Genomic DNA, 23,315 nt, shown 5'->3' with positions numbered 1-23,315 from the left:
TAATCGCATGTTTAAATTTGCTCAAGTAATTCTTTAGCTCTATCAAGTGAAATTTTCTTTTCTTTAATCATTTTCTGAACAATATCATCGATTTGATCAGGTGTGGCACCTGCTGCAGCAGCCAAATTTCTTGCATGAAGTCGCATGTGTCCTTTTTGTATTCCTTCAGTAGCAAGTGCTCTAATTGCACTATAATTTTGAGCCAGACCAGTAGCAGTCATAATACATGCTAGTTCTTGTGCCGAAGAAGCTCCTAGAATTTTTGTACAGACTTTAGCTACTGGATGAACATTGGCAATCCCTCCTACAATACCTACAGAAAGTGGGATTTCCAAAATTCCAACCAAATTTCCGTCCTTGTCTTTACTCCACTTACTTAAAGAGCGATATCTTCCAGATTGTGCGGCATATGCATTTGCGGCAGCTTCAATGGCTCTACTATCCTGACCTACAGCATTTGCAACAGCTATAGTTCCATTCATGATACCTTTGTTATGAGTGACAGCTCTATACACATCATTGTCAGCAAATTCAAAAGCAGAAATAATGTTATCAACTACTTGCTCACCTCCAACTGCTTCTTTTTCAAATACAGCTTTTGCTTTGGCTATTCTTCGAGTAGAATAATTAGATAAAATACGAAGTAGTGCTCTACCGTCAGTAATCTTTTCGATTAAGGGAGAAATAGCTTCACACATGGTATTGGTTACATTGGCACCCATCGCATCACCAACATCAATTAACAATTCAACAATGAGCATTTTTCCAGAAGGAGTATCAATTTCTTTACATGAGACTTCTTTGGCACCTTTTCCCATTTTAGACAAAGTATTACTTTTTGAATTTGCTAGTTCGAGAAGTTCATTTGAAGAATTTTTAATTTGTGAAATAGCTAAAGGAATATCAACATCTAACATCTGTATTTGCCCAATGCTAAAAGATTCATTTGCAGAAACTTCAAATCCACCCTTTATTCGTGCAATTTTAGCTCCCTTTGATGCTGCGGCTATCACGGATGGTTCTTCAATGACCATAGGAACAATGTAATCTTTGCCGTTTATCTTGAAATTTGTTGCAATTCCTAATGGAAGTGAAAATGTTCCAATGGCGTTTTCTACCATTTTATCTGCTTTATCAAAAGAAATTCCACCATTTTCATTTTGTAAAACATCTATGTCTTCATCTGAAAGATTGGCAAAGTTTGCAACGATGTCTAGTCTATCTTTTCTAGATTTTTCAAAGAATTTGGAAATTGATGAATCAGGCATCTTATTTCAATATCCTCAATAGTTTATCATCCATACTGTCTGGAAAACCTTTTCCATCAGTATTTGAAGTGATCACATAAAGACTTCCATCCTGACCTTGAACTACATCACGAACACGTCCTATACCACTAAGAATTGATTTTTGCGAACTCAATCCCTCCTCAAAATCCAATTGATATAGATTTGATGCCCTCATAGACGCCATTATGAATGAAGATTCAAAATTTAGCGTATCTCCAGAATAAAACAATATGCCACCAGGTTCTATGCTTGGATCATAGCAGAGAATCGCATCTTGGAAATTTTCATTTCCAGAACATTGTTGTTCAGGCCACCCATAGTTTTTTCCTGGTTGGATCAGATTAATTTCATCATTTTTTTCGGGTCCAAATTCTGCTACAAACAAATTTCCATCGTTATCCCAAGTCATCCCTTGAGGATTTCTGTGTCCCAATGAATAGACGGGTGAGTTTGAAAAAGGGTTATCATCTGGAATTGAACCATCATCATTTAATCTCAAAATTTTTCCAGACAAAGAGTTAAGATCTTGTGGAAGATGTGACGCATCAGAAACGGTTCCAGTTCCTACATACAATTTTTCATCAGGACCGAATTTAATAAAACCACCATTTGTAAATGAAGAGCCAGGAATCTTATCGAAGATAGTTTCTGCATCAACTAATTTATTTTTAGATTCTGTAATTCTTAAAATTTTATTCCATAAATTTCCATTCTCATCATATGTCAAAAACACATACAGATAATGATTGTTTGAAAAATTTGGATGTACTGTAATGCCTAGTAATCCACCATCAAACACATCAGCAGCACGTAGTGTAGCTAATGGGGATTCTAACAAAGTATTATTTTGAATTACTCTGATCATTCCATCTTTTTCTGTAACAAAAATTCGATCATCTGAAACAGCAATAGCACGAGGTTTGTCAAGGTTTTCAGCAAGAATAGTTACAAAGTCACCTTTAGAATTTGAATTTAGTTCAGGTAGTGGAATTGGATCAGTAGGAGATGTTAAAACCAAGATAGAAAATACTGCTGCTACAGCAATTGCAGCAATTTGTATTTTCTTATCCATGAGAAAACAATCTTTACAAATCCTATTAATTACTTTCAAGAATTTGATAAAGCGTATATACGGCTCAACTTCATTTATGTTCAGCGGGGTGGGGAAGCCAGGTCATCCCGGCGGGCTCATAACCCGCAGTTCAGTAGTTCAAATCTACTCCCCGCTACTTATCATATACACAAAACCACGAAAGAGAATTATCAAATTTTGCAGATTTGTTGACAATCCCAATTCTCTGCAAAGGTCTACTAAGATGCCTATGGGCAGATATTTCTGGAAGATATAGTTGATTTTTTATTTTTCTTGAATTTTCAATGGTTATTTTTTTAGAAGATTTTGTTCCGCATCGAATGCATTGAAATCCTTGATTCACACCTTTAGATTTCATTTTTTTATTGCATTTTTTACATTTAGGATTTGATAGGAGGGTATTTTTTACAAGATTAATCACATCAAGAAATTCTAAATTAATTATACGAGGGAAATTTTTTGAGGCCTTTCTAACACCGCCTCCCACACATATTTTATCACCCTTTAACAGATTAGATGCAATTGTAGTCATGCCGGTTGGTTTGTAAACAGCACACCAAAATTCATGATTTTTAGAAATAATTTTAAAAAATACATGTCCGCCCTTTACAGTTTTTGGCATGTTAGATACAATTCCAGTAATTTTTCCAGATGCATATGGTTTCATGTTTTCAAAATTTAACTCATTTTTCAAATGATCACCTGTTCCCTGATTTGATTTGAAGATCATATAGCCATCTAATTTTTCAGTGGTCTTTAGAATTTTAGTAGCATAAACTAAAGAATCTACATTTTCACCTCTAACACCATAGAAAACAGGATCAGGTCCATGAGGAGTAATTAGGATCCTCCCTTTCTTAGTATCAAAACTGTTAAACGTATTAGGAGAAGTTTTTTCTTGCATGACTTTAACACTTTCAGTAGAAATTTTTCTTTCTTTTCCAAACTTTGGCTTTTTACGATAGCTCAAAAGCTCTAATGTATGATCATCAAAATCATAACCTATTGCACCAATTGCACCTACTAATCCTTGACCGTTTCCTTGATAGTAAATTTCAAGATTATTTTTTTTAGCAAATTTTTTTGCATTGTTTCTGTTAATCAGTTGCCATAAAGCTAATTTACTAAATTTGGTAAATTCTGACGGAATCAAATCATTTTCAAAAAATACTAGTCCAGGATTTGCTCCATTTTCGGTATCAGAATATTTTGCAACTAGATTTTTGATTTGGTTTTTTATTTTAGATGGATTTTTTGTCTTTATCCTCATAGAAACTGCTCCGTTTCCCCTTGTTTTCCACGGAATATTGGGATTAAATCGAATTAATCGTGGAAAATCCAAAAACTCTGTTTTCTGTTTTTGTAACAAATCAACAATTTTGTAAGCAAGAAAGGTTGTACACATTCCTTTAGGGGAATCAGTATCATCAAATCCTACATTGAGAATTGTTGGTTTTTCCATGACTTGTTTTAACTAATCAGACATTTTTAGTTGTTGTACTATACAGTTGATTTAAATTAATAATGTGCTATTCCAAGCTGAATTGATTATAATAGATGAAGCAAGAATTTTCAAAGAAATAGAAAAAAAGAAACCAGCATCAGTTTCATTAAATGGTCCAGATGGTATGTTACCTCAAGTTCAAGATATGGCAATTAAAATTTCAACGAAATATGGAATACCAGCATATGTTTTAGCAGATACAACATGGGGAACTTGTGACTTAAACACAACAGGTTCAAAAATTTTAGGAGCAGAAATTCAATTTAACATAGGACATACAATTAATACAGAATCACTAGAAAAGAATTTAGTTTTAATTGATGCATTTGATGATGTTGAATTTGATACTGTTGCAGAAAAGTGCACAGAACTCTTAAAAGGAAAAGTAATTTCACTAGTTACAGACAGTCAACATTTGCATCAAATGGATAAAGTTGAAAAAATTTTAACAAAAAATGGCATTAAAGTAAAAATTGGAAAGGGGAAAGGGCAATTAAATGACGGTCAAGTGTTTGGATGTGAGTTTTATCCTGCAACAGAATTAAAAAAAGAAGTTGATGCCTATGTATTTTTAGGACAAAGTAATTTTCATGCTGCAGGAATAGCATTGTCAACAAATTTACCGACATTTGTTTTAGATCCTTATTTTAATGAAGTAAGAGAAGTAACAGAATTTGCACGTATGCTAAAAAAGAAAGCAAGTCTAGCAATATTCAAAGCAGCAGAGGCAAAATCATTTGGAATAATTATCGGGTTAAAAGAAGGGCAACTATCAAAAGTATTCGGCTTGAAATTTAAAAAAGAACTAGAAAAGGAAGGAAAAAAGGTTCAGTTATTTGCACTTACAGACATTACAAATGAAAGATTAAACAATCTTAGGGGAATTGATGCATTTATTCAAGTTGCATGCCCAAGAATTTCTACAGATAATCAATTTGATAAACCTGTTTTATCAACACCACAGGCAAATGCACTACTAAAAATTTTAAGAAAAGAAAGCATTGATGAATACTTGGAAATCCCACATTGGTTATAATCATAAAATTAATTTTTTGAATCTAGGATTATCTGATAGTTTTTCAAATGATTTTGATTTTTTAGCTTTAATCTTGTATTGTATTCCTTGGGAAATTGCATGCTCAAGAAGATCTAGTGCCTCGTCATTTCTAGACAACATTGCAAAATTACATGATTTATCAAATAATACATCACCATTGTTAGGATAATCATTTAGAATTTGATTACAACATAAAACAGATTCATCAAAATTACCCATAGAAAATAAAACTCGTTCTTTATGATATAGGGCAATATTGTATTTTGGATTATTCTTTAGGATATTATTACAAATAGATAATGCATTATCAAAATTTCCTTGTTTACGAAATGACGATATTTTGTTAACTAGTACAGACAAATCATCTGGAGAAACCTCCAGAGCAGCATCATAGCATCTTAATGCATTATCATAGTCTTTCAATTTGCTCAAAGCATACCCTTTATTGTTAAGAGAACTCAAATGTTGAGGATTTACATCTAAAATTTTATCATAATATATGATAGCTTCACGTAGTTTTCCTTGCAAAAATAACCTATTGCCTTCATCTAAAATTGAATTTGTTTTTGGATCTTCCACATCAATCAAGATCCAGGTTTGATTAAGATTTTTCCAAACAGTCCTTTACCTTTGAGCATCTTTGTATGAGCAACAGATGCCTCTTCTAGAGTATATACTGAATCAATTATGGATTTGATTTTACCTTGTGACATCCAATACATACCTTGTTCAAGTTCTGCTCTGGTTCCCTGAGTAGAACCTAAAATATTGATGCCTTTAAAGAAAATATGTCGCAAGTCAGTCTTGGCATCATATCCAGTTGTTGCGCCAGTCGTAACTATTGTTCCACCATAATTTAACAAAGTTAATTCTTTATTCCAATGAGAACCACCAATGTGTTCAAAAATTACATCAACTCCAGGTACATCACCTAATGGTTTTGGAATTTTTTTTGCAATTGAACGCACTTCCTTATGCCAATCTTCTTTTCTATGATCTACTGCAAAATCAGCTCCCAATTCCAATAATTTATCTAATTTATCAGGACTTGCAGTAGCAATTACAGTACATCCAAAAAGTTTTGCAATTTGAATTCCATAATTGCCAACTCCAGAACTGCCACCCATTATCAAAATTATTTGTCCCGGTTGGATTTTTGCTCTACCGACTAACATATGCCATGATGTCAACAAAGTCATGGATGCAGCAGCTGCTTCGTCATATGAAACACCCTCTGGGATTTTTACAACATTAACTTCTGGAAGATGTGTAAATTCACAGTAACCACCCCATAGTGGACCTGTTTCAAAACCCCAGATAGTTCGTTTTCTACAATCAAACTCTCTACCATCAGTACATGCTTTACAAACTCTACAAGACATATTTCCATGTGATACAACTCTATCTCCAACTTTGATGTTTTTTACATCAGTGCCAATTGCTGTTACTTCACCAGCAGCATCTGTACCAGAAATATGAGGTAATGGAATTGCCAATGGCTTACCTCTCATTCCCCAAATATCATCATAGTTTAGAGCAGCAGCTTTTACTTTGATTATTACTTCGTTAGATTTTGGTTCAGGTATTGGAATTTCTTTAATTTTCAAGATTTTAGAAAAATCATCATCGACAGTATATTCATCGTATACTAGAGCTTTCATGATTTTCATCTAATTTTTGAAAATATATGATTTATCAAAGATCCATCAAACCACAAACAATTATAATCATAAAAACAAGATTCTCAATATGTCTGAAAATGCAATATTTCCAGGTGATAAAATAGCATCTATTGAAGAATACGAGGCAGGAAATAATGCATTTGATGACGGAGATATGGTGAGAGCAGCAACAGTCGGAGAAAAGGACATTGACAAGGAAACACGAACTGCCAACGTAAAGCATCCAAAACTTCTATCAATCCCAAGAGCAGGCGATATCATAATTGGAACAGTTGCCGCTGTAATGTCATCTATGATTGCAGTTTCAATTGATTACATTAATGGAAAACCAACAACATCAAAAGTGGAATGTATTTGTGGAACACGAAATTTAAGAATCAGAAATGTTGCACTAGTTAACGATATTGTTACATTAAAAATTATCAGCCATCTCAATGGTACTATTCATGCATCAATTAGCGAACCAAATTTAGGAGTTTTATTTACCAAATGTAGAAAATGTGGAGGAAAGGTTGTTCCAATGCGTGATGCAATAAAATGTACAGACTGTGCGTGGATTGATGAGAGAAAACTTTCTTCAAATTTTGGAAATAGTGATTTCGTAAATTTAAGAGGGTAAGAAATGATACATGTTTCGTTCCAAGGTGAACGAGGAGCTTATAGTGAAGCTGCAGCAAGATTATTTTTTAGCAAAGAAATTGAAACAGTTCCTCATACCACATTTGCTGAAGCATTAGAGAGTACTAGCAATGATAAAACACAATTTGCTATTTTGCCAGTAGAGAATTCTATAGAAGGTAGCGTAGGCGAGAGTTATGATTTGTTATATTCTACTTCTCTTAATGCAACAGGTGAAATATATCATAGAATAGAACATTGTTTGATTGGAACTGGAAAAATTGATCAAATAGATACAGTCTATTCACATCCACAAGCTTTAGGTCAATGTAGGAAATTCATTGAAGAGCACAATATGAAAACAATTCCTGCATATGATACTGCAGGAAGTGTAAAAATGATCAAAGAGATAAACAAAGAAAATTGTGCATGTATTGCTAGCAAAGATGCTGCAGAGATATATCATATGCCAATAATTTTGGAGAATATTGCAAATAATCTAAATAACTATACCAGATTTTTGATTTTGTCAAAAACAAGTAACTCAGAATCAGGCAATGATAAGACATCAATAATTTTTTCAATAAAGCACGAACCAGGCTCATTGTTTAGAATAATAGAGAATTTTCACAGAAATAATGTCAATTTAACAAAGATAGAATCAAGACCAACAAAAACGAATACTTGGGAATACAATTTCTATGTAGATTTTGAAGGACATCAAAACAACCCTAAAATTTCTGAGATGTTAGGAAAAATAAAACAAGAAACTCTGTTTATGAAAGTTTTAGGTTCCTATCCTTCAGCTAAATTGAGCTAAAACCCTTTTGGTTTTCTAAGAGTAAAACCCATACTAAATCCAATGATAACCATTCCTGATGTAATCACCATAAGATCAAAGGTAAACCAAATAGGATCAGAACTACGAATTAATTTTCCAGTGATAGTTAATTCAGTATTTCCTGTATTTTGAATCAGAATTTTTGTCTCACCATCTTCGAAGTGAACCCAATCTAAAGTTAGCTCCTTTTTGTAAGAAGTGTTTGGAATTTGTAATCCATCTGCAGGGCTTTGTAATTTAAGATCAAAAGCATCTCCAACTATTTTCATATGTTGTGGAGTTGAAGCAGGGGCAGGAATCGTGTAAGGTATTGCATCACCTACTCCCAATACATAATTTTCATTAATTGTAATTGTTCCAATGTGTGAAAGTAAAGAATATCCTCCAATTGCAATAATAGTAGTACCAACTACTAATCCAATAATAGTTCTTTTAGAAAGCATAATTGTATGGGTCTGGATACTGTTTAAAAAATTATCTACATCAAAGAAACATCATGAGGCTGACTCTCTGCAAATCCAGCTCTTGACATTTTGATAAATTCTGCATTTTCTTGCATTTGTGGAATTGTATGTGCACCACAATAACTCAAACCAGAACGTACTCCTCCTGTCAATTGTTTTAGAATATCAGTTACAGTCCCTTTGTATGGGACCATTGCCTCTACTCCTTCTGCAACATAATCATTCAGATCATCATCAAGTGATATTGTGCCTGATTCTTTTGATTTTCTTCCAATCGATGCTGCTAATGATGCCATTCCTCTATACACTTTGAATCGTTTTCCATTTTTAGTCAAAACTGTACCGGGAGATTCATCAGTTCCTCCAAGCATACTTCCAACCATTACAGTTGAAGCACCAGCAGCTAATGCTTTGGTAGCATCACCTGAAGTTCTAGTACCACCATCAGAAATTATTGGGATACCGTAATCTTTTCCAACTTTTGCACAATCCATTACAGCAGTTAATTGAGGAACACCAGATCCAGTAATAACTCTAGTAATACAAATTGATCCAGAACCTACACCAACTTTGACCGCATCAACTCCAGCTTTAATCAAATCTTCAGCTCCTTGAGCAGTTGCAATGTTTCCTGCAATTAGTTCACAATCTGGAAATGCCTTTTTGATATTACGAACTGTGCTCATTGCATTTTCGCTATGTCCATGAGCAATGTCAACTACAAGGACATCTGCACCAGCCTCTAAAAGAGATTCACTTCTTTCTAAAAAGTCACCTTTTACTCCAACTGCTGCACCAACTAATGGTCTACCTTTCTTATCTTTAGATGCATTTGGAAAATCGGCATTATTGGTAATATCTTTACTCGTAATCAAACCTTTTACAGTTCCAGAATCATCAACTATTGGTAGTTTTTCAATTCTATGTTTATGTAAGATTTCTTTAGATTCATCTAATGTGACACCAAGTTTTGCTGTTACAACATCTTTAGTCATTACATCTTGAATTTTATTTGCTTTATTTGCAAATAGTAAATCTCGTTCAGTTACAATTCCTATTAATTTAGAATTAGAATCAATAACTAATAATCCAGAAATTTCTTTATCTTCTGCATAATCAATGGCTTCCGCAACAGATTTGTCGGGAGATATAGAGTATGGATTTTCAATCATCACACTGCCTGATCGTTTGACTTTGAGAACCTCGTTTGCTTGTTCTTTGATTGTCAAAAATCTATGAATAATTCCAATTCCTCCAGCACGAGCCATTGTTCCTGCCATCATAGATTCAGTTACAGTATCCATATTTGCGCTCACAAATGGAATGTTAATTGATAAATTTCGAGATAATTTTGTAGTTAGATCGGTCTGACTTCTACTTGTAATATCTGAATATTTGGGTACGAGAAGAACATCGTCAAAAGTTAATCCTTCTTTGAATTCCAATGAAACCTTGTTAAGAAAGTAAAATATTGATTATAAGCCTTTGTGTTTTTTGTACAGTTTAGAAGTGATCGTTATTGCATCTTTGGTAGCCTCCACATTATGAGTACGAATGACATCAGCTCCATTCATTACAGAAATAGTTTCTGCTGCAATGGAGCCAAATATTCGATCCTTTGGATTTTCTTTTCCCAATATTTTTCCTATGAATGATTTGTTAGAAACTGAGATCAGAATGGGGAAAGTCTGTTTAATAGAACTCAGATTTTTTAACACAGATAGATCTCTTTCTAGCCAATCTGATTTGATTTTTGTAAAAAATGGGCCTTTACCAGATTTTCTAAAAAAGCCAATGGCAGGATCTAAAACGATGTTTTCAGAAGAAATGTTGGATTTTTTTGCTATTTGTAAGCTGTCTCTAAGTAATTTTTTAGTTGATGTGACAGGATTTCCAAATACAGTTTTTGGGGCAAATGCACATAAAATTAAAGATGGGGAAAATTCTGATATGACATCTTGCATTTTTTTATCATATTTTAATCCAGAAATGTCATTGATTATTTCAGCTCCACATTCTAAAGCATCTCTTGCAACAGATGCTCTACAAGTATCTACAGATACTGGAAGATTTGTAGAATTTTGAACAATCTTAATTGCGTTAAGAATCCTTTTTGATTCAGTTTTTTCTGAAATCATCGTAGATAGATATGGTGCAGTAGACATGCCACCGACATCAATAAAATCTGCTCCCTGACTTTCCATTAGTTTAACAGTATTTCTTATGTTTGTTTTACTAGTATTGACAGATTTTTTGTAAAATGATTCAGGGCTTGTGTTTAGAATTCCCATGATTCGGACAGGATTCGTTCCACCCACACCCACATTTGCAATTTTTGCCACATGGTTTATCAAATCTAATACAATTTGAGTGATATGATGATTTTAGGTTGGAAAAAGAGATATCATGATATTTTAAGAGAATTCAGATACAGTGAAAAGAAAGATACAGAATCGGCAATTATTTTGAATTCAATTTTAAAAAAATCTGATGCTAACAAGAGAATTTCAAATATGTTAAAAGGTAGAACAGTGTTTGTTATCGGCTCAGGGCCTTCTTTGTCATTTGCAATTCCAAAATTAAAAAAATATGAGAAAATTATTAAAATTGCTGCAGACAGCTCAATTAAACCACTTGTAGAAAAAGGGATCATTCCAGATATCGTTGTTACAGATTTAGATGGTGATGAAGATACATTAAAAAAAATTGGAAAAACAGATTCTATTTTTGTTGTACATGCACATGGAGACAATATAGAAAAATTAGGATTGACTAAAAAATTCAAAAATTGTATTGGTACAACACAATCAACTCCATTTAGTAAAATTAAAAACTTTGGAGGATTTACAGATGGGGACAGAGGTATTTTTCTAGCAAGCTATTTTCAAGCAAAAAAAATTGTTTTGTTTGGGATGGATTTTGGAGAGCAGATAGGTAAATATTCAAAAACAAAAAAATCAGAGAGAAAAATTAAACTAATGAAATTAAAACGAGGAAAATCTCTTTTAGAATGGCTATCCACATTTACAAAATCGGAATTATTTACTACGTCAAAGTCAATCAAAGGATTTAAAAAAATATCATATAAAGAACTGGATATTATAATTACCTAGAATGCATTTAATACCCATTCATCATTAATCAGATTATGAGATTTTCAGAGGAGCAAGTAAAAGAGATTGTTGCTTTGAAAGAGAGTTTGATCGAGCAAATCAGTAAACATCAAGAGGGAATCGAAATGCTAGAAAAAAACATCAGTGTTTTAGACTTGTTCTTAAAAGACTCTAGTTTTACAAAAGCTTCTCAGTTAGGAATAAGAAAAGATGAAAAGCCTAAACCAGAGATCAAAGAAAAGCCTGTAGAAAATTCAATTCCTATCAAAAGAGTCAATGATGGTAAAATTATTGCCAAGGCATTTGTTACACCAGATCAAGTTTCCATAGTTTTAGATAATGAAATTGCAATTAATGCAGATACACCGCCTTTCAAATCATTCTTTTTAGACAGAATAATTGGAGAAATGAAAAAGAAAGATGTTGTAGAAGCAGAGAGTGGAAAAATCCAAAAAGAGTCAGTTATTGATTACATCGTTAACAAAAATGGGGCAGACATTAGAGAAATTATAATTAAAAACTACAGGCAAAAAGAAAGAGTAAATGAGTTAATCAATACGGCAGGATGGTCATTAACCCGAATGCTAGAAAATGTAAACAAGTGATAGTATGGATAAAATTGTAGTTTTAGATTTTGGATCACAGTATAGCCATTTAATCTGTAGGAGAATTCGAGAGTTTTCTGTCTATGCAGAACTAGTTCCTTATGATATCAGTTATGAGGAATTACAAAAAATAAATCCTACAGGGATAATTTTTTCGGGTGGCCCATCCAGTGTTTATAATTCAGATGCACCTATTCCAGAAAATAAAATTTTTGATATGAACTTACCATTACTTGGAATCTGTTATGGTCATCAACTGATTGTTAACAAATATGGAGGAAAAGTAAAAAGGGCAAACAAAGAATATGGTTCATCATTACTAACAATCGATAGTAATGAAGACCTTCTAAACGGAATTGGTGAATCAATCAGAGCATGGATGAGTCATGGGGATGAGGCAGAGCAAATTCCAGAGGGTTTCCAAGTAATAGGTCATACTGAAAGTGCAAAGGCAGCTGCAATTGCATTAAAAGAAAAATCAATCTATGGAATTCAATTTCATCCTGAGGTGGTACATACAGAGCAAGGTACAGAAATTCTAAAAAATTTTGTTTTGAAAGTTTGTGGTGCCAAACAAGATTGGACCATGGAAGGTTTTATCGATACAGCTATTGAAAAAATCTCAAAAATCGATGGAAATGTGCTTTGTGGAGTTAGTGGTGGCATAGATTCTACAGTAGTTGCATTGCTTATTCACAAAGCAATCGGAGATAGACTAAAGTGTGTTTTTGTTGATAACGGCTTGCTACGATTGAATGAAGAAAAAGAGATTGAGGAAATGTTCAAAGATAATTTCAAAGTAGATTTTACAGCAGTAAATGCTGCAGATGCATTTCTTGGAAAACTCAAAGGAGTAGAAGATCCTGAAAAGAAAAGAATGATTGTTGGAGAAGAATTTATTCAGGTATTTACTGAATTTGCTAAAGGAAATGGTCCATTCAAATGGTTAGCTCAAGGTACATTGTATCCAGATGTGATTGAAAGTGGAGTATCAAAAGGACCCGCTGCAGTAATAAAATCACATCATAATGTAGGAGGACTACCAGAATGGCTGAATTTAGAAATTTTAGAGCCATTAAGGGACTTGTATAAAGATGAAGTAAGGAAAATTGCCAAAATTCTTCAAGTTCCAGAAAAACTTTTCATGAGACACCCATTTCCAGGTCCAGGTTTGTCAGTAAGGATAATCGGAGAAGTTACTCCAACAAAACTAGAGATTTGTAAAGTAGCCAGTAAAATAGTCGAAGAGGAGTTAATTGAAGCAGGTTTGTATGAAAAAGTATGGCAGGCATATGCAGCAGTAGGTGATGATAGGGCAGTGGGAGTTGTTGGAGATGAACGCAGATATGGAAATATTGTAATGATTAGAGTTGTAGATTCAGTTGATGCAATGACCGCAGATTGGACAAGATTGCCACATGGATTATTAGAAAAAATGAGTAATAGAATAACAAATGAGATTGAAGATGTTACGTGGGTCACCTATACAATATCAAGTAAACCACCAGCAACAATTGAACCACAATAATGATAAAAATGGAATATGAAAAAATGTGTGATCAGATATTAGATTCTGATAAAAAAATTCGATATGTAGGAGTTTATGATTTTGGTGAACTTTATGAGAAAATGCGTCCAGGGTTAAAGAGTCATTTAACAAAAGAAGAAACTGAAATATCTTTATCACAAGCAGTTTATCGATGGTCAACTAGGAAAAAAACTGCAGATAAAATTGGAAAGCCAATTTTTGCACTAGCAAAATATGAGAAAATTTACAGGATAACGATTCCTATTGGAGGTGCAGGATTGATTTTAATCAGCACAGAATTGGATATAGATGTAAATTCAATAGTAGAAAAAATTATAACAATTAAAAACCAATATTCTTCATAATTTGTGATTAGTATGGATTTTCATGTTTTTGATACATATGTAAAAGCAAAAGATGGTCATACAATGCATTTTGATGTAGTTACTGACAATAGTGACGTAGAAAAAGCAATTTCATATGCAAAAGAATGGCTAAAATCAATTGGGGAAGAATCATCTATAGTAACTACAGAAGAATGTAAGTTTTGTCATACACAATCCGTTCCAGAAGATATGGAAATTGAAATTATGACAGATGGATATTCAATTTCAAAGATGGAAGGATGTCCAAATTAGAGCATACAGGCACCAAAAACACCTGCAGAATCACCTAGTTTATTTTTCAGAATTGGAGTGTCAACTAAATCTGAAAAAACTTTGTTGTAAACTGATTCTTTTCCCTCAGTGTATAAAAAATCGATATTAGATAAACCTCCACCTAAAACAATTGCATCAGGATCTAAAATGTCAATGACATTTGCAAGACCAAATCCAAAATTTTCTATAAATTCATCTTTCCATTTTTTTCCAATTTCACTATCAACATTAGTAAGAATTTCTTGTATAGAGGAAGATTTGCCAGTTAATTTTGTCCATTGATTTTCAAGTGAAGGGCCGCTAATGTAAGTCTCAACACATCCAGTTTTGCCGCAGTAGCAAAGATTGCCATTACGATGTAATGTATGATGCCCCCATTCGCCTCCAATATTTGTCCGCCCAGGATATAGTTTTTTATCAATTACAATTCCACCACCCACACCAGTGCCAATAATTACACCAAAAACTAAATCAAAATCAATGGCAGCACCTAATGTTGCTTCTGCCATTGTAAAACAATTAGCATCATTTTCCATAGAGATTTTTTTTCTGAGCTTGTTTTCTAAATCATCTTTTAGTGATTTTCCAATCAAGCATTGAGTATTACTATTTTTGATTAATCCTGTTTGTTTTGAAATTGCTCCTGGAGTACAGATTCCTAATGAAAAATCAGATATATTTTCAGATATTTCTCTTACCAAAGATGAAATTGAATCTAAAATCTTTTCATAGTCATCTTGAGGGGTGGAAATTCTTTTTCTTGTGATGACATCAAAGTTTTCATCTAATAGAATGGCTTCAATTTTGGTCCCACCTAAATCAACACCAAGTTTGTACAACAATGAATATCAAAAAGGAAAACGCTTAAGCTTTAGCTAAAATTTTAGCCCATTGGAGGCATGCCGCCGCCACCGCCTGGAGCCCCAGATATAGAGATAACATCATCAATTCTGAGTATCATACATGCAGCTTCAGTTGCAGATTTGATAATTTGTTCTTTAACTACAATTGGTTCTATAACATTAATTGCCATCATATCAGAAATCTTCATATTTCTAGCATCAATTCCAGTCCATTTATGACCTTGATTTTGTTTTGCTCTAAGATTAGCCATAGTATCAATAGGATCCATTCCAGCATTCTCAGCAATAGTAAGTGGAATTGTTTCTAATGCTTCTGCATATTTTTTGATTGCAAGTTGTTCTCTTCCATCAAAATTATCAGCCCAATCTTTGAGTAATGAAGCTGCAAATGCTTCAGGGGCACCGCCGCCAGCAACAATTGCTGGTGTTTCGATAACGTCTTTTACGACCATTAAAGAATCATGTATTGAACGATCAACTTCATCGATTACTCTTTGAGTTCCACCGCGAATTAACATTGTAACAGATTGTGGATGTTTACATCCTTCAATGAAGACCCATTTGTCAGATTCAACTTTCTTTTGATGAGCCAAATCTGCAGTCCCAAGATCATTCTCTGAAAGATCATCAAGATTACTAATTACACGTCCGCCTGTTGCTTTAGAAAGTTTAATCATATCACTTTCTTTGACACGACGTACTGCCATAATGCCATATTTTGCAAGATAGTGTTGTGAAATATCATCAATTCCCTTTTGACAAATTAATACGTTAACTCCAACATCATGCAACTTGTCAACCATGGACTTTAACATTCTATTTTCTTCCTCTAAGAACATCTGCATTTGTGTTGGGTCAGTAATTCTAATTTCTGAACTTAGTTCTGTTTTTTCTATTTCTAATGCTGAGTTAAGTAATGCAATTTTTGCATTCTCGATTCTTGTAGGCATTCCACTATGAACAATTTCTTTATCTAAAACAATTCCTTTGATAATTTGGGTATCATCAATTGAACCGCCAGATTTCTTTTCTATTTTGATATTTTCAAGGTCAACAGAATAAGAATCGCCTTTCTTTATTGCAATACTAAGAATTGCATCGACTATAATTTTAGAAAGTAATGAGCTATCTTCAGAAATTAATTTTGATTGCATACTTGTTGTAGCAATTTTTAGAAGGGATGCCTTATCATCAGGTTGGATTTTCTTTGCCAAGTCAGAAAAAATTTCAAGGGTCTTATCTGCAGCGGCTTGGTATCCATCAATAATTGTTGAAGAATGTACATCTTTTTTGAGAAGATCTTCAGCTTTTGCTAATAATGCACCTCCAAAAATTACAGAAGAAGTTGTACCATCACCTACTTCGTTATCAACAGTTTTAGAAATTTCAACCATCATTTTGGCTGCTGGATGTTGAACATCAATTTCTTTCAAAATTGTGGCACCATCATTTGTAATAGTTACATCACCTAAGGAATCAACTAACATTTTATCAAGGCCTCTAGGTCCGAGACTACTTCTAACTAATTGTGCAACCAATTTTGCTGCAGCAATATTGTTTTGTTGAGCATCTTTACCTTTTTGCTGTAATGCACTCTCTTTGAGAACTAAAACAGGTCCATTTGGTCCTTGTTGAATTGATGCCATTTAGATTCAGCTTCAATCCACTAAATCCCCCTTTTTAACATTACTTAGTTGATCGGTAAAATGTAGCTTCGTTTTTTCACATCAACAATACCACCAGAAAGAATTCTAACCGATGGTAGAGCAAGAAAAGGCAAGAATAAAGGAATCAAATGAGGTCTAGAAAATTTAGAACCTGAATCTACAATTACATTGTTGATTTTTTCAAAACTAGAAGAGACATTTTCAAATGAATCAGTGGAAATAATTCCTCCAAGTTGTAATGGTAAAGATGCAAGAATTTTTCCAGATTTGACTGCAACTAAACCGCCTTGATTCTTGATTAGATAGTTAGAGGCAACAGCCATATCAGAATCATTTGAACCAATGACAATCATATCATTTTCATGAAAACTCCAAGTTGAAGCAAAAGCTCCTATATCTGCCTCAAAATTTTCAAGAAAACCAATCGCGTGTTTATTTTTTCCATGTATTCTATCAAAGGCCGCAACTTTCCATATATCAGAATCTAAAGAAGCAGATACATAGCCATCTTTAGAATGAAGTTCAGCCGAACCAATCTTTGTAATTATTTCAGTTTGCATGTAGATGGTATTTGCAACAACATCTTTTTTCTTTGATTTTATCAGAAAATCATTTTTTGAGAAATTTTTTAGTTTAACAGTATTTTTAATCCATGTAGGAATAATTTTCTTTTTGATAGGAGTAACAATTTGTCCATTGGATACTACAAGTTTTCCACCAACAAAGACTTTGTTTGGTTTGAATGATTTCATGTCATCAAAAATTAGAATATCTGCTAATTTTCCAGGTGCTATACCACCAAGATCTTTTGCCATATTGTAATAATCAAAATTGTTCTTTGACGCCATCGTAATTGCATCTATAGGCTTCAGACCAAGTTTGACTGATTCACGTATACAATGGTCTATGTGTCCAAATTTAGAAATATCAAGTGGATCAAGACCATCAGAACAAAACATTAAGCGATTTTGGTATGTTCCATGAGATAAAACCCGTGGAATTATTTCTTTCAAATCACGTCTAATGGAGCCCTCTCTAATCATTATCCACATTCCAAGGCGCAATCTTTCTAAAACTTGATCAAAATTGATTGGCTCATGACAAGATAGTACACCAGATGAAACATATGCGTTAAGTTTTTTTTCACTTGCACCAGCAGTATGTCCATTAATTATGCAATCACACTCAAGCATTGTTGAAAGTGATTTCATTGTTTTTGGTTCACGCAGTGTAACTTTAGTCCATGAAAAAACTTCTCCCATTCCAAGAACATGAGGATGTTTTATTGCAGATTTTTCTTGTGACAAAGTTAATGATTTACTACTACTAAATTTTTTATCTACAGGTAAACCTCCTGGAACCACTTGGAAGATTCGAATTGGAAGATTTTCTCCAAGTTTAAGAAATTCTTGAAAACCACGATATCCTGCAACACTAACAATATCAATTGGATCAGAAAATAAAGATGTGACACCACAAAGTAAAGCCTTTTTTGCAAATTCAGACGGCAATACGAATTGATCAATATGTAAATGAGGATCTGCAAAACCAGGACCAACATATTTTCCTTTTACATCAATTACAATAGTTTTTGGACCAACTGTATGTGACGCATCTGGACCAACATATGCAATTCTTTCTTTAACAATTGCAATCTGAATATTTGAAATAATTTCTCTAGTGTAGACTGATAACAAATTGCAATTTTTTAAAACTAGATCGGCTTTCTTGTCACCCATTGCTACTGAATTAAGATTAGAGATCGAATTTGCTAGGCTCGAAGTCACGTCTTTGTATTGGGTTTTGCGCCTATTATAGATTCAATGCTTAAATTACGGATTAAGAGGTTTTGTTGATATGAACATCCCTAAGGTGATTCGAAAGTACTGTGCAAAATGCAAAACACATACTGAACAAAAAGTCTCCATTTACAAGGCTGGAAAAAGACGAGGTTCTGCTAGGGGTGAACGTAGACACGCAGAGCGTAAACAGGGATATGGTGGACAAAAATTCCCAAAATTAGCAAAACCAGCTAAAGTTACAAAGAAAGTTACTCCACTTATGACTTGTACTGTATGCAAAAAGAAATACAATAAAAAAGGTGTTAGAATTAAGAAATTTGAGTTGGTTGCAGCATGAAAAAAGATCACGTTGAAATTCCAAAGCCTTCAAGTAAGTTTCAAAAAGTTAATTGTAATGAATGCGGTGAATTACAAATAATTTATTCTCACGCATCAACCCAAATAGCATGTAATTCCTGTGGAAATACTATTTCAGAGCCAACAGGATCAAAGGCTCAAATAAATGGAAAGATTTCAGGTAGTGCTGAGTAAATCATAATCTTGTTTTGAATTTAAATTAAAAGCAATCCTCTTATCATCAATAACAATATAATTTTCAACCAAATCTTCTAGTGAAGAAATCTTTTCTGAATTTACCAAAGAAATTCCAGTATAATGACATTTTTTACCATCAAAAATAACTGAGTAATCAGATTCAAGACCAAGGGAAGTTAAAAATTCATTTGTAACAAGAATGCTAGTCCAAATTTTTTTAGGATCAAATTTATTGATAATGTGTTGAATGATTTCTTTATCCAGTAATGGTAAATCACCGGATGTAACTAAGACTTTATCATGAATAGTTTTTAATACCAAATTAAGATCCTCCACATAACCAATTCCAGGAGTATCAAAAGTTTCTACATTATTTTTTTCAAGGAATTTTTTTGTTTTAGGAGAATTGCAACTAGTAATAGCCAATATTTTTGAAAATGAATTTGAATTTTTTAATGAATCAACTACATGAAGGATTATAGGTTTTTTATATTCAAGTAATAATTTTTCATTATCTAAATTCATCCTAGTGCCTTTTCCACCAGCCATAACAATACCAATCATATTGAAACAAATACCATCAATGAAGCTAATCGTGTAAATTCATTTGTTGCACCAAGTACATCACCTGTAATTCCACCAAAACTACGAGTAGAAAGAGCTAAAAGAAATAAAGTTAATGTAACAGTCACGCCAAGCATTACCAATCCGGTTGTTTCACCAATCACAATAACAGGAATCAACATTATCAAAAATGCTGCTGCAAGTTTTTTCTTATCCTTCATGAATTCAACAAAGGGTGAATTTGAGCCTAATGATGCCGATTTACCTAAACTGGCCATCATCACCATTGAAAATTTTGCCAATATTTCACTAATCAAGATTGCCTTAAACAAATCAAATCCACTAGTAAGAGAAATAGTAATAATCAATCCAATCAGATATAAAACAATCGTAACAATTCCTGCAGACCCAGTAGAAAGATCTTTCATAGCTTTTAGTTTTTTATCTTTTGTGCCTTTTACCATGAGCCCATCTGCAAAATCAGCTAGGCCATCTGCATGATGTAGTCCAGTAACAATTGCTAGAGAAGCAACAACTAGTAGACTAACTAACAGAGGATCTAAGAAAAAAGATAAACCAAAACCTAATGAACCAACTAAAAGTCCAATTGCGATTCCAACAATGGGAAACATAAACATGTATTTTGCAATGTTATCTAAAGTAGCATTTGATGATGGAAAAATTGTTAAAAATGAAAAAACAGATCCAATTTCTTTAAGCATGTACCCACCATCCAAGTAATGTCAGAACGCATATTATTGGAATAGTTATTATTCCAAAGAAAAGTAATGATGTCAGCTTCATAATTGCAATTGCAGAATGGACATGTTCTTTTGTCAGCATAGTTTCACCATCACCTAATTTGTAATGATTAATTTTTTCAAATTTTGTTTCTAATGCTCCTGCTAATGCAGCCATAGGATATCCAGCATTAGGACTTTCAGTCTTTTTGCCATCTCTAATCATTATTTTGTATGATTCTTTCCAATTGTTTTGCAAAATAGCAGCAGAGATGATCATGATTAGTCCTGTGAGTCGAGATGGAATGTAATTTAAAATACTGTCACAGGTTGCTGCAAACCACCCAACATTTTTGAAAATATCAGTCTTGTATCCAATCATCGAATCTGCAGTGTTTATTACACGATATGCAAATGCTCCAGGTAATCCAAAAAGAGCATAATAAAACATAGGTCCTGTTATTCCATCAACTGTATTTTCACTAATACTTTCAAGCACGCCTGAAAGTATGTGATCTTTGTCCAGATTAGTGGTATTTCTTTTTACAATCATTGATAGATTGTTTCTAGCCATATCGAGGTTTTTCTCATCAATGGATTCAATTACAGATCTTGCATGTTTTTCCATTCCATGAATGGCAATTGTACTTTTTAATAATAATGCACCAACTATTACAGAAACGATTAACGAGACATAGTCAACCGTAATTAAAGAAATTCCAATATTCAATGCTAAAAGTAGTAAAATTACCATGAACAAAGTAATTATTACAACACAGGCTCCTCCAAATTTTTCTATGGTAGAATTTTTATTTTTTGTAATTGGGATGAGTTTTGCAAGAAAAGAACCAATCCAAGCCGTGGGATGATATTTATTTTTAGGATCACCAAACTTGAAATCAAGTAAAAGAGCAATGCCAATTATTAATAGAGATTCAATGATCATTGTAGCATTTTCTCAATATCTTTAATTGCAATGTTTGATTTGACAGTTTTTGCTAATTTATCTAGTTCATTATCAATTTTTGAAATGTTTTTTTTAGTCCACAAAATCTCTTTAGGATTAGCATTAAGAGAATCTTCCTCGGGTAAGTCCAGAATCATCAAAGGAATTGTTCCTAGAACAGGTTTCTTGGTAATTTTTTTAAGTTTTTGGAATCCTGGTTTTAGTACATCTAAATCTCCTCGGAATTTGTTAAAAATAAAACCTTTGACTAATTTTTGATATTTTTTTTCAATCAAAGCCATTGTCCCAACAAGACTTGCAAAAGCACCTCCCTTATCAACATCTGAAACTAATAACACAGAGGCATTAGCCTTTTGTGCAATTTTCATATTTGCAATATCAAATTTTTGTAGATTTATTTCAGCTGGAGAGCCAGCACCCTCCAAAATAACCAAATCAAAATTTTTTTGTAATGTTTTTAACGATTTTGTGGCCATACGAATTCCTTCACTATTTACAAATTCTTCATAATACTCTTTTGCATGCATTTTCTTGTATCGTTTTCCATTAAGATACACAATACTATCGTAATTTCCCATAGGTTTAAGCAAAATTGGATTCAGATCAGTGGTGATTTTACATCTTGCACCAATAGCCTGAATTGCTTGAGCACGGGATATCTCAAATTCAGGCGTAATATATGCAAAATTTGACATATTTTGAGATTTGAATGGAGCTACAGTGTAACCTTTATCAGAAAAAATTCTGCAAAGTGCGGCTACTAATGTTGTTTTACCTGCACCAGATGATGTACCCTGAATCATTAATGATTTCATGATACATTCTCCAATGCTTTAACAAGTTCTAAATTATCTTTATGAGATTTAACAGCGATTCGAATGTAATGATTGTTTAATCCTCTAAAATTTTTACAATCACGAATTAAGATTTTATGCTCAAGCAGTTTTTTTTGTAATTTTGTTGAATCTTTTTTTGTTTTTATCAGAATAAAATTTGTAGACGAATCAATACAATCAAATCCATCCAATCTATTAATTTTATTTGTCAAGTAATTCAGCTCTTTTTTAATTACTAAATTTGATCTAATAAGATGTGATTTATTGTCAAGAGCTTTATTTGCGGCAATTTGGGCTAAAGAATTAACACTCCAAGGAATTTTTATTTTTTGCAAAATTTCAATCATTTGTTTTGATGCTATGGCATATCCAATTCTTATTCCTGGTAATGCAAAAGATTTTGTTAACGAACGTAAAACAAAAAGATTGTCATATTTTTTAATATATGATATTACAGATTCATTTGATTCTGGAACCATTTCAATAAAACATTCATCAACAAATACAAATGTGGAAAGTTTTTTTGCTTTTTTAATTATTTCAAGTAATTGGTTTTTTGGCAAAAGTTTTCCTGTAGGATTATTAGGGTTACAAATGAACACACATCCATTTTTTGGAATTTGTGAAATAAACAAATTAAGATTTTCAGATATATTCATTGTTTTAAAATATGAAATTATACAATTATTGAGTTTAGCTGCTGTTTCATATTCTTGAAAAGTTGGAATTGGAATCAATACTTTTGTTTTTTTAGATAAGAATGCAAAACAAAAATTATAGATTATTTCGATTGCTCCATTTCCAACCAAAATATTTGATTTCTCTAATTTCGTGTATTTTTTTAGGCTTGAAATTACTGATGATGAGCTAAAATCAGGGTAATTTTTGA

At 32.9% G+C, this 23,315-nt stretch carries 26 protein-coding genes and 1 tRNA gene; 11 read left to right on the top strand and 16 right to left on the bottom strand.

Annotated features, from left to right (window positions below; all coding sequences use genetic code 11):
• Window positions 1–11: 11 nt before the first annotated feature.
• Entirely contained in the window at window positions 12–1,268 is a 1,257-nt protein-coding gene (locus NSED_RS00720) for a hydroxymethylglutaryl-CoA reductase, degradative (protein ID WP_014964325.1), read from the bottom strand.
• Between the two features lies 1 nt (window position 1,269).
• A complete protein-coding gene (locus tag NSED_RS00715; protein ID WP_016940015.1) occupies window positions 1,270–2,361 on the bottom strand; it encodes a PQQ-dependent sugar dehydrogenase in 1,092 nt (363 codons plus the stop codon).
• An 82-nt stretch (window positions 2,362–2,443) separates the two neighbouring features.
• Here NSED_RS00715 and NSED_RS00710 point away from each other — a divergent pair.
• Window positions 2,444–2,518 (top strand) — tRNA-Met (locus tag NSED_RS00710).
• Here NSED_RS00710 and NSED_RS00705 read toward each other — a convergent pair.
• Window positions 2,516–3,844, bottom strand: coding sequence for a tRNA(Ile)(2)-agmatinylcytidine synthase (locus NSED_RS00705; RefSeq protein ID WP_014964323.1), 1,329 nt, complete (start codon window positions 3,842–3,844; stop codon window positions 2,516–2,518). The genes NSED_RS00710 and NSED_RS00705 overlap by 3 nt on opposite strands.
• A gap of 82 nt (window positions 3,845–3,926) precedes the next feature.
• Here NSED_RS00705 and dph2 point away from each other — a divergent pair, with 82 nt between their 5' ends.
• Window positions 3,927–4,922, top strand: a complete 996-nt coding sequence (dph2, locus tag NSED_RS00700) for a diphthamide biosynthesis enzyme Dph2 (RefSeq protein WP_016940014.1) — start codon at window positions 3,927–3,929, stop codon at window positions 4,920–4,922.
• Here the strand turns inward: dph2 and NSED_RS00695 are convergent, their stop codons facing one another.
• Both NSED_RS00695 and NSED_RS00690 read right to left on the bottom strand, forming a co-directional pair.
• Window positions 4,923–5,522, bottom strand: coding sequence for a tetratricopeptide repeat protein (locus NSED_RS00695; protein ID WP_026090003.1), 600 nt, complete (start codon window positions 5,520–5,522; stop codon window positions 4,923–4,925).
• Window positions 5,523–5,527: 5 nt separating this feature from the next.
• The gene (locus NSED_RS00690) at window positions 5,528–6,604 is read right to left on the bottom strand and encodes a zinc-binding dehydrogenase (protein WP_026090002.1); all 1,077 of its coding nucleotides are present in this window, start codon (window positions 6,602–6,604) and stop codon (window positions 5,528–5,530) included.
• 88 nt (window positions 6,605–6,692) lie between these two features.
• Here NSED_RS00690 and NSED_RS00685 point away from each other — a divergent pair, with 88 nt between their 5' ends.
• Both NSED_RS00685 and pheA read left to right on the top strand, forming a co-directional pair.
• Entirely contained in the window at window positions 6,693–7,244 is a 552-nt protein-coding gene (locus NSED_RS00685; protein WP_014964319.1) for an exosome complex RNA-binding protein Csl4, read from the top strand.
• Between the two features lie 3 nt (window positions 7,245–7,247).
• On the top strand, window positions 7,248–8,063 hold the full coding sequence (gene pheA, locus NSED_RS00680; protein WP_014964318.1) for a prephenate dehydratase: 816 nt from the start codon (window positions 7,248–7,250) through the stop codon (window positions 8,061–8,063).
• Here pheA and NSED_RS00675 read toward each other — a convergent pair.
• From NSED_RS00675 to folP, 3 genes are read right to left on the bottom strand one after another with little or no spacing between them, the layout of a single operon-like run.
• A complete protein-coding gene (locus tag NSED_RS00675) occupies window positions 8,060–8,527 on the bottom strand; it encodes a hypothetical protein (RefSeq protein ID WP_014964317.1) in 468 nt (155 codons plus the stop codon). The two genes, pheA and NSED_RS00675, sit on opposite strands and share 4 nt — an antisense overlap.
• Window positions 8,528–8,562: 35 nt before the next feature.
• Window positions 8,563–9,993, bottom strand: a complete 1,431-nt coding sequence (gene guaB, locus NSED_RS00670; protein ID WP_014964316.1) for an IMP dehydrogenase — start codon at window positions 9,991–9,993, stop codon at window positions 8,563–8,565.
• 30 nt (window positions 9,994–10,023) lie between these two features.
• Entirely contained in the window at window positions 10,024–10,890 is an 867-nt protein-coding gene (gene folP / locus NSED_RS00665) for a dihydropteroate synthase (RefSeq protein ID WP_014964315.1), read from the bottom strand.
• 33 nt (window positions 10,891–10,923) lie between these two features.
• Here folP and NSED_RS00660 point away from each other — a divergent pair, with 33 nt between their 5' ends.
• The 5 genes from NSED_RS00660 to NSED_RS00640 are packed head-to-tail and all read left to right on the top strand — an operon-like array spanning window position 10,924 to window position 14,432.
• The gene (locus NSED_RS00660) at window positions 10,924–11,661 is read left to right on the top strand and encodes a 6-hydroxymethylpterin diphosphokinase MptE-like protein (RefSeq protein WP_014964314.1); all 738 of its coding nucleotides are present in this window, start codon (window positions 10,924–10,926) and stop codon (window positions 11,659–11,661) included.
• Window positions 11,662–11,696: 35 nt separating this feature from the next.
• Window positions 11,697–12,266, top strand: a complete 570-nt coding sequence (locus NSED_RS00655; protein WP_014964313.1) for a hypothetical protein — start codon at window positions 11,697–11,699, stop codon at window positions 12,264–12,266.
• 4 nt (window positions 12,267–12,270) lie between these two features.
• Window positions 12,271–13,794 (top strand): glutamine-hydrolyzing GMP synthase, encoded by a 1,524-nt coding sequence (gene guaA / locus NSED_RS00650; protein ID WP_014964312.1) that lies wholly within the window; start codon window positions 12,271–12,273, stop codon window positions 13,792–13,794.
• Between the two features lie 8 nt (window positions 13,795–13,802).
• Window positions 13,803–14,159 (top strand): hypothetical protein, encoded by a 357-nt coding sequence (locus NSED_RS00645; RefSeq protein WP_237737697.1) that lies wholly within the window; start codon window positions 13,803–13,805, stop codon window positions 14,157–14,159.
• Window positions 14,160–14,171: 12 nt separating this feature from the next.
• The gene (locus tag NSED_RS00640) at window positions 14,172–14,432 is read left to right on the top strand and encodes a DUF2024 family protein (RefSeq protein WP_014964310.1); all 261 of its coding nucleotides are present in this window, start codon (window positions 14,172–14,174) and stop codon (window positions 14,430–14,432) included.
• Here the strand turns inward: NSED_RS00640 and NSED_RS00635 are convergent.
• The 3 genes from NSED_RS00635 to NSED_RS00625 are packed head-to-tail and all read right to left on the bottom strand — an operon-like array spanning window position 14,429 to window position 18,722.
• Window positions 14,429–15,295 carry an ROK family protein gene (locus NSED_RS00635; protein ID WP_014964309.1) on the bottom strand — a complete coding sequence of 289 codons (867 nt, stop codon included), beginning with the start codon at window positions 15,293–15,295 and terminating at the stop codon, window positions 14,429–14,431. The two genes, NSED_RS00640 and NSED_RS00635, sit on opposite strands and share 4 nt — an antisense overlap.
• A gap of 41 nt (window positions 15,296–15,336) precedes the next feature.
• Entirely contained in the window at window positions 15,337–16,962 is a 1,626-nt protein-coding gene (gene thsB / locus NSED_RS00630) for a thermosome subunit beta (protein WP_014964308.1), read from the bottom strand.
• 44 nt (window positions 16,963–17,006) lie between these two features.
• Complete coding sequence (locus NSED_RS00625; protein WP_014964307.1) at window positions 17,007–18,722, bottom strand: adenine deaminase; 1,716 nt, start codon at window positions 18,720–18,722, stop codon at window positions 17,007–17,009.
• A gap of 118 nt (window positions 18,723–18,840) precedes the next feature.
• On the opposite strand from NSED_RS00625, the gene NSED_RS00620 reads away from it, so the two are divergent.
• Entirely contained in the window at window positions 18,841–19,122 is a 282-nt protein-coding gene (locus NSED_RS00620) for a 50S ribosomal protein L44e (RefSeq protein ID WP_014964306.1), read from the top strand.
• Window positions 19,119–19,316: a 30S ribosomal protein S27e gene (locus NSED_RS00615; protein WP_014964305.1), complete on the top strand. Its 198-nt coding sequence runs from the start codon at window positions 19,119–19,121 to the stop codon at window positions 19,314–19,316. Before NSED_RS00620 ends, NSED_RS00615 begins: the two co-directional genes overlap by 4 nt.
• Here the strand turns inward: NSED_RS00615 and NSED_RS00610 are convergent.
• Genes NSED_RS00610 through NSED_RS00590 form a run of 5 tightly spaced genes read right to left on the bottom strand, consistent with a single transcriptional unit; the run spans window position 19,299 to window position 23,280 of the window.
• A complete protein-coding gene (locus tag NSED_RS00610) occupies window positions 19,299–19,883 on the bottom strand; it encodes an NTP transferase domain-containing protein (protein WP_014964304.1) in 585 nt (194 codons plus the stop codon). The genes NSED_RS00615 and NSED_RS00610 overlap by 18 nt on opposite strands.
• A complete protein-coding gene (gene cobS / locus NSED_RS00605) occupies window positions 19,880–20,605 on the bottom strand; it encodes an adenosylcobinamide-GDP ribazoletransferase (protein ID WP_014964303.1) in 726 nt (241 codons plus the stop codon). The genes NSED_RS00610 and cobS overlap by 4 nt, the downstream gene beginning before the upstream one ends.
• Window positions 20,598–21,569 (bottom strand): cobalamin biosynthesis protein, encoded by a 972-nt coding sequence (locus tag NSED_RS00600; protein ID WP_014964302.1) that lies wholly within the window; start codon window positions 21,567–21,569, stop codon window positions 20,598–20,600. The genes cobS and NSED_RS00600 overlap by 8 nt, the downstream gene beginning before the upstream one ends.
• A complete protein-coding gene (locus NSED_RS00595; RefSeq protein WP_014964301.1) occupies window positions 21,566–22,405 on the bottom strand; it encodes a cobyric acid synthase in 840 nt (279 codons plus the stop codon). The genes NSED_RS00600 and NSED_RS00595 overlap by 4 nt, the downstream gene beginning before the upstream one ends.
• Complete coding sequence (locus NSED_RS00590) at window positions 22,402–23,280, bottom strand: pyridoxal phosphate-dependent aminotransferase (protein ID WP_232212315.1); 879 nt, start codon at window positions 23,278–23,280, stop codon at window positions 22,402–22,404. The genes NSED_RS00595 and NSED_RS00590 overlap by 4 nt, the downstream gene beginning before the upstream one ends.
• Between the last annotated feature and the right edge of the window lie 35 nt (window positions 23,281–23,315).

This window comes from Candidatus Nitrosopumilus sediminis (genome assembly GCF_000299395.1).
In the GTDB taxonomy this organism is placed as follows: Archaea; Thermoproteota; Nitrososphaeria; order Nitrososphaerales; family Nitrosopumilaceae; genus Nitrosopumilus; species Nitrosopumilus sediminis.
This window is presented reverse-complemented; position numbering and strand designations above follow the sequence as displayed.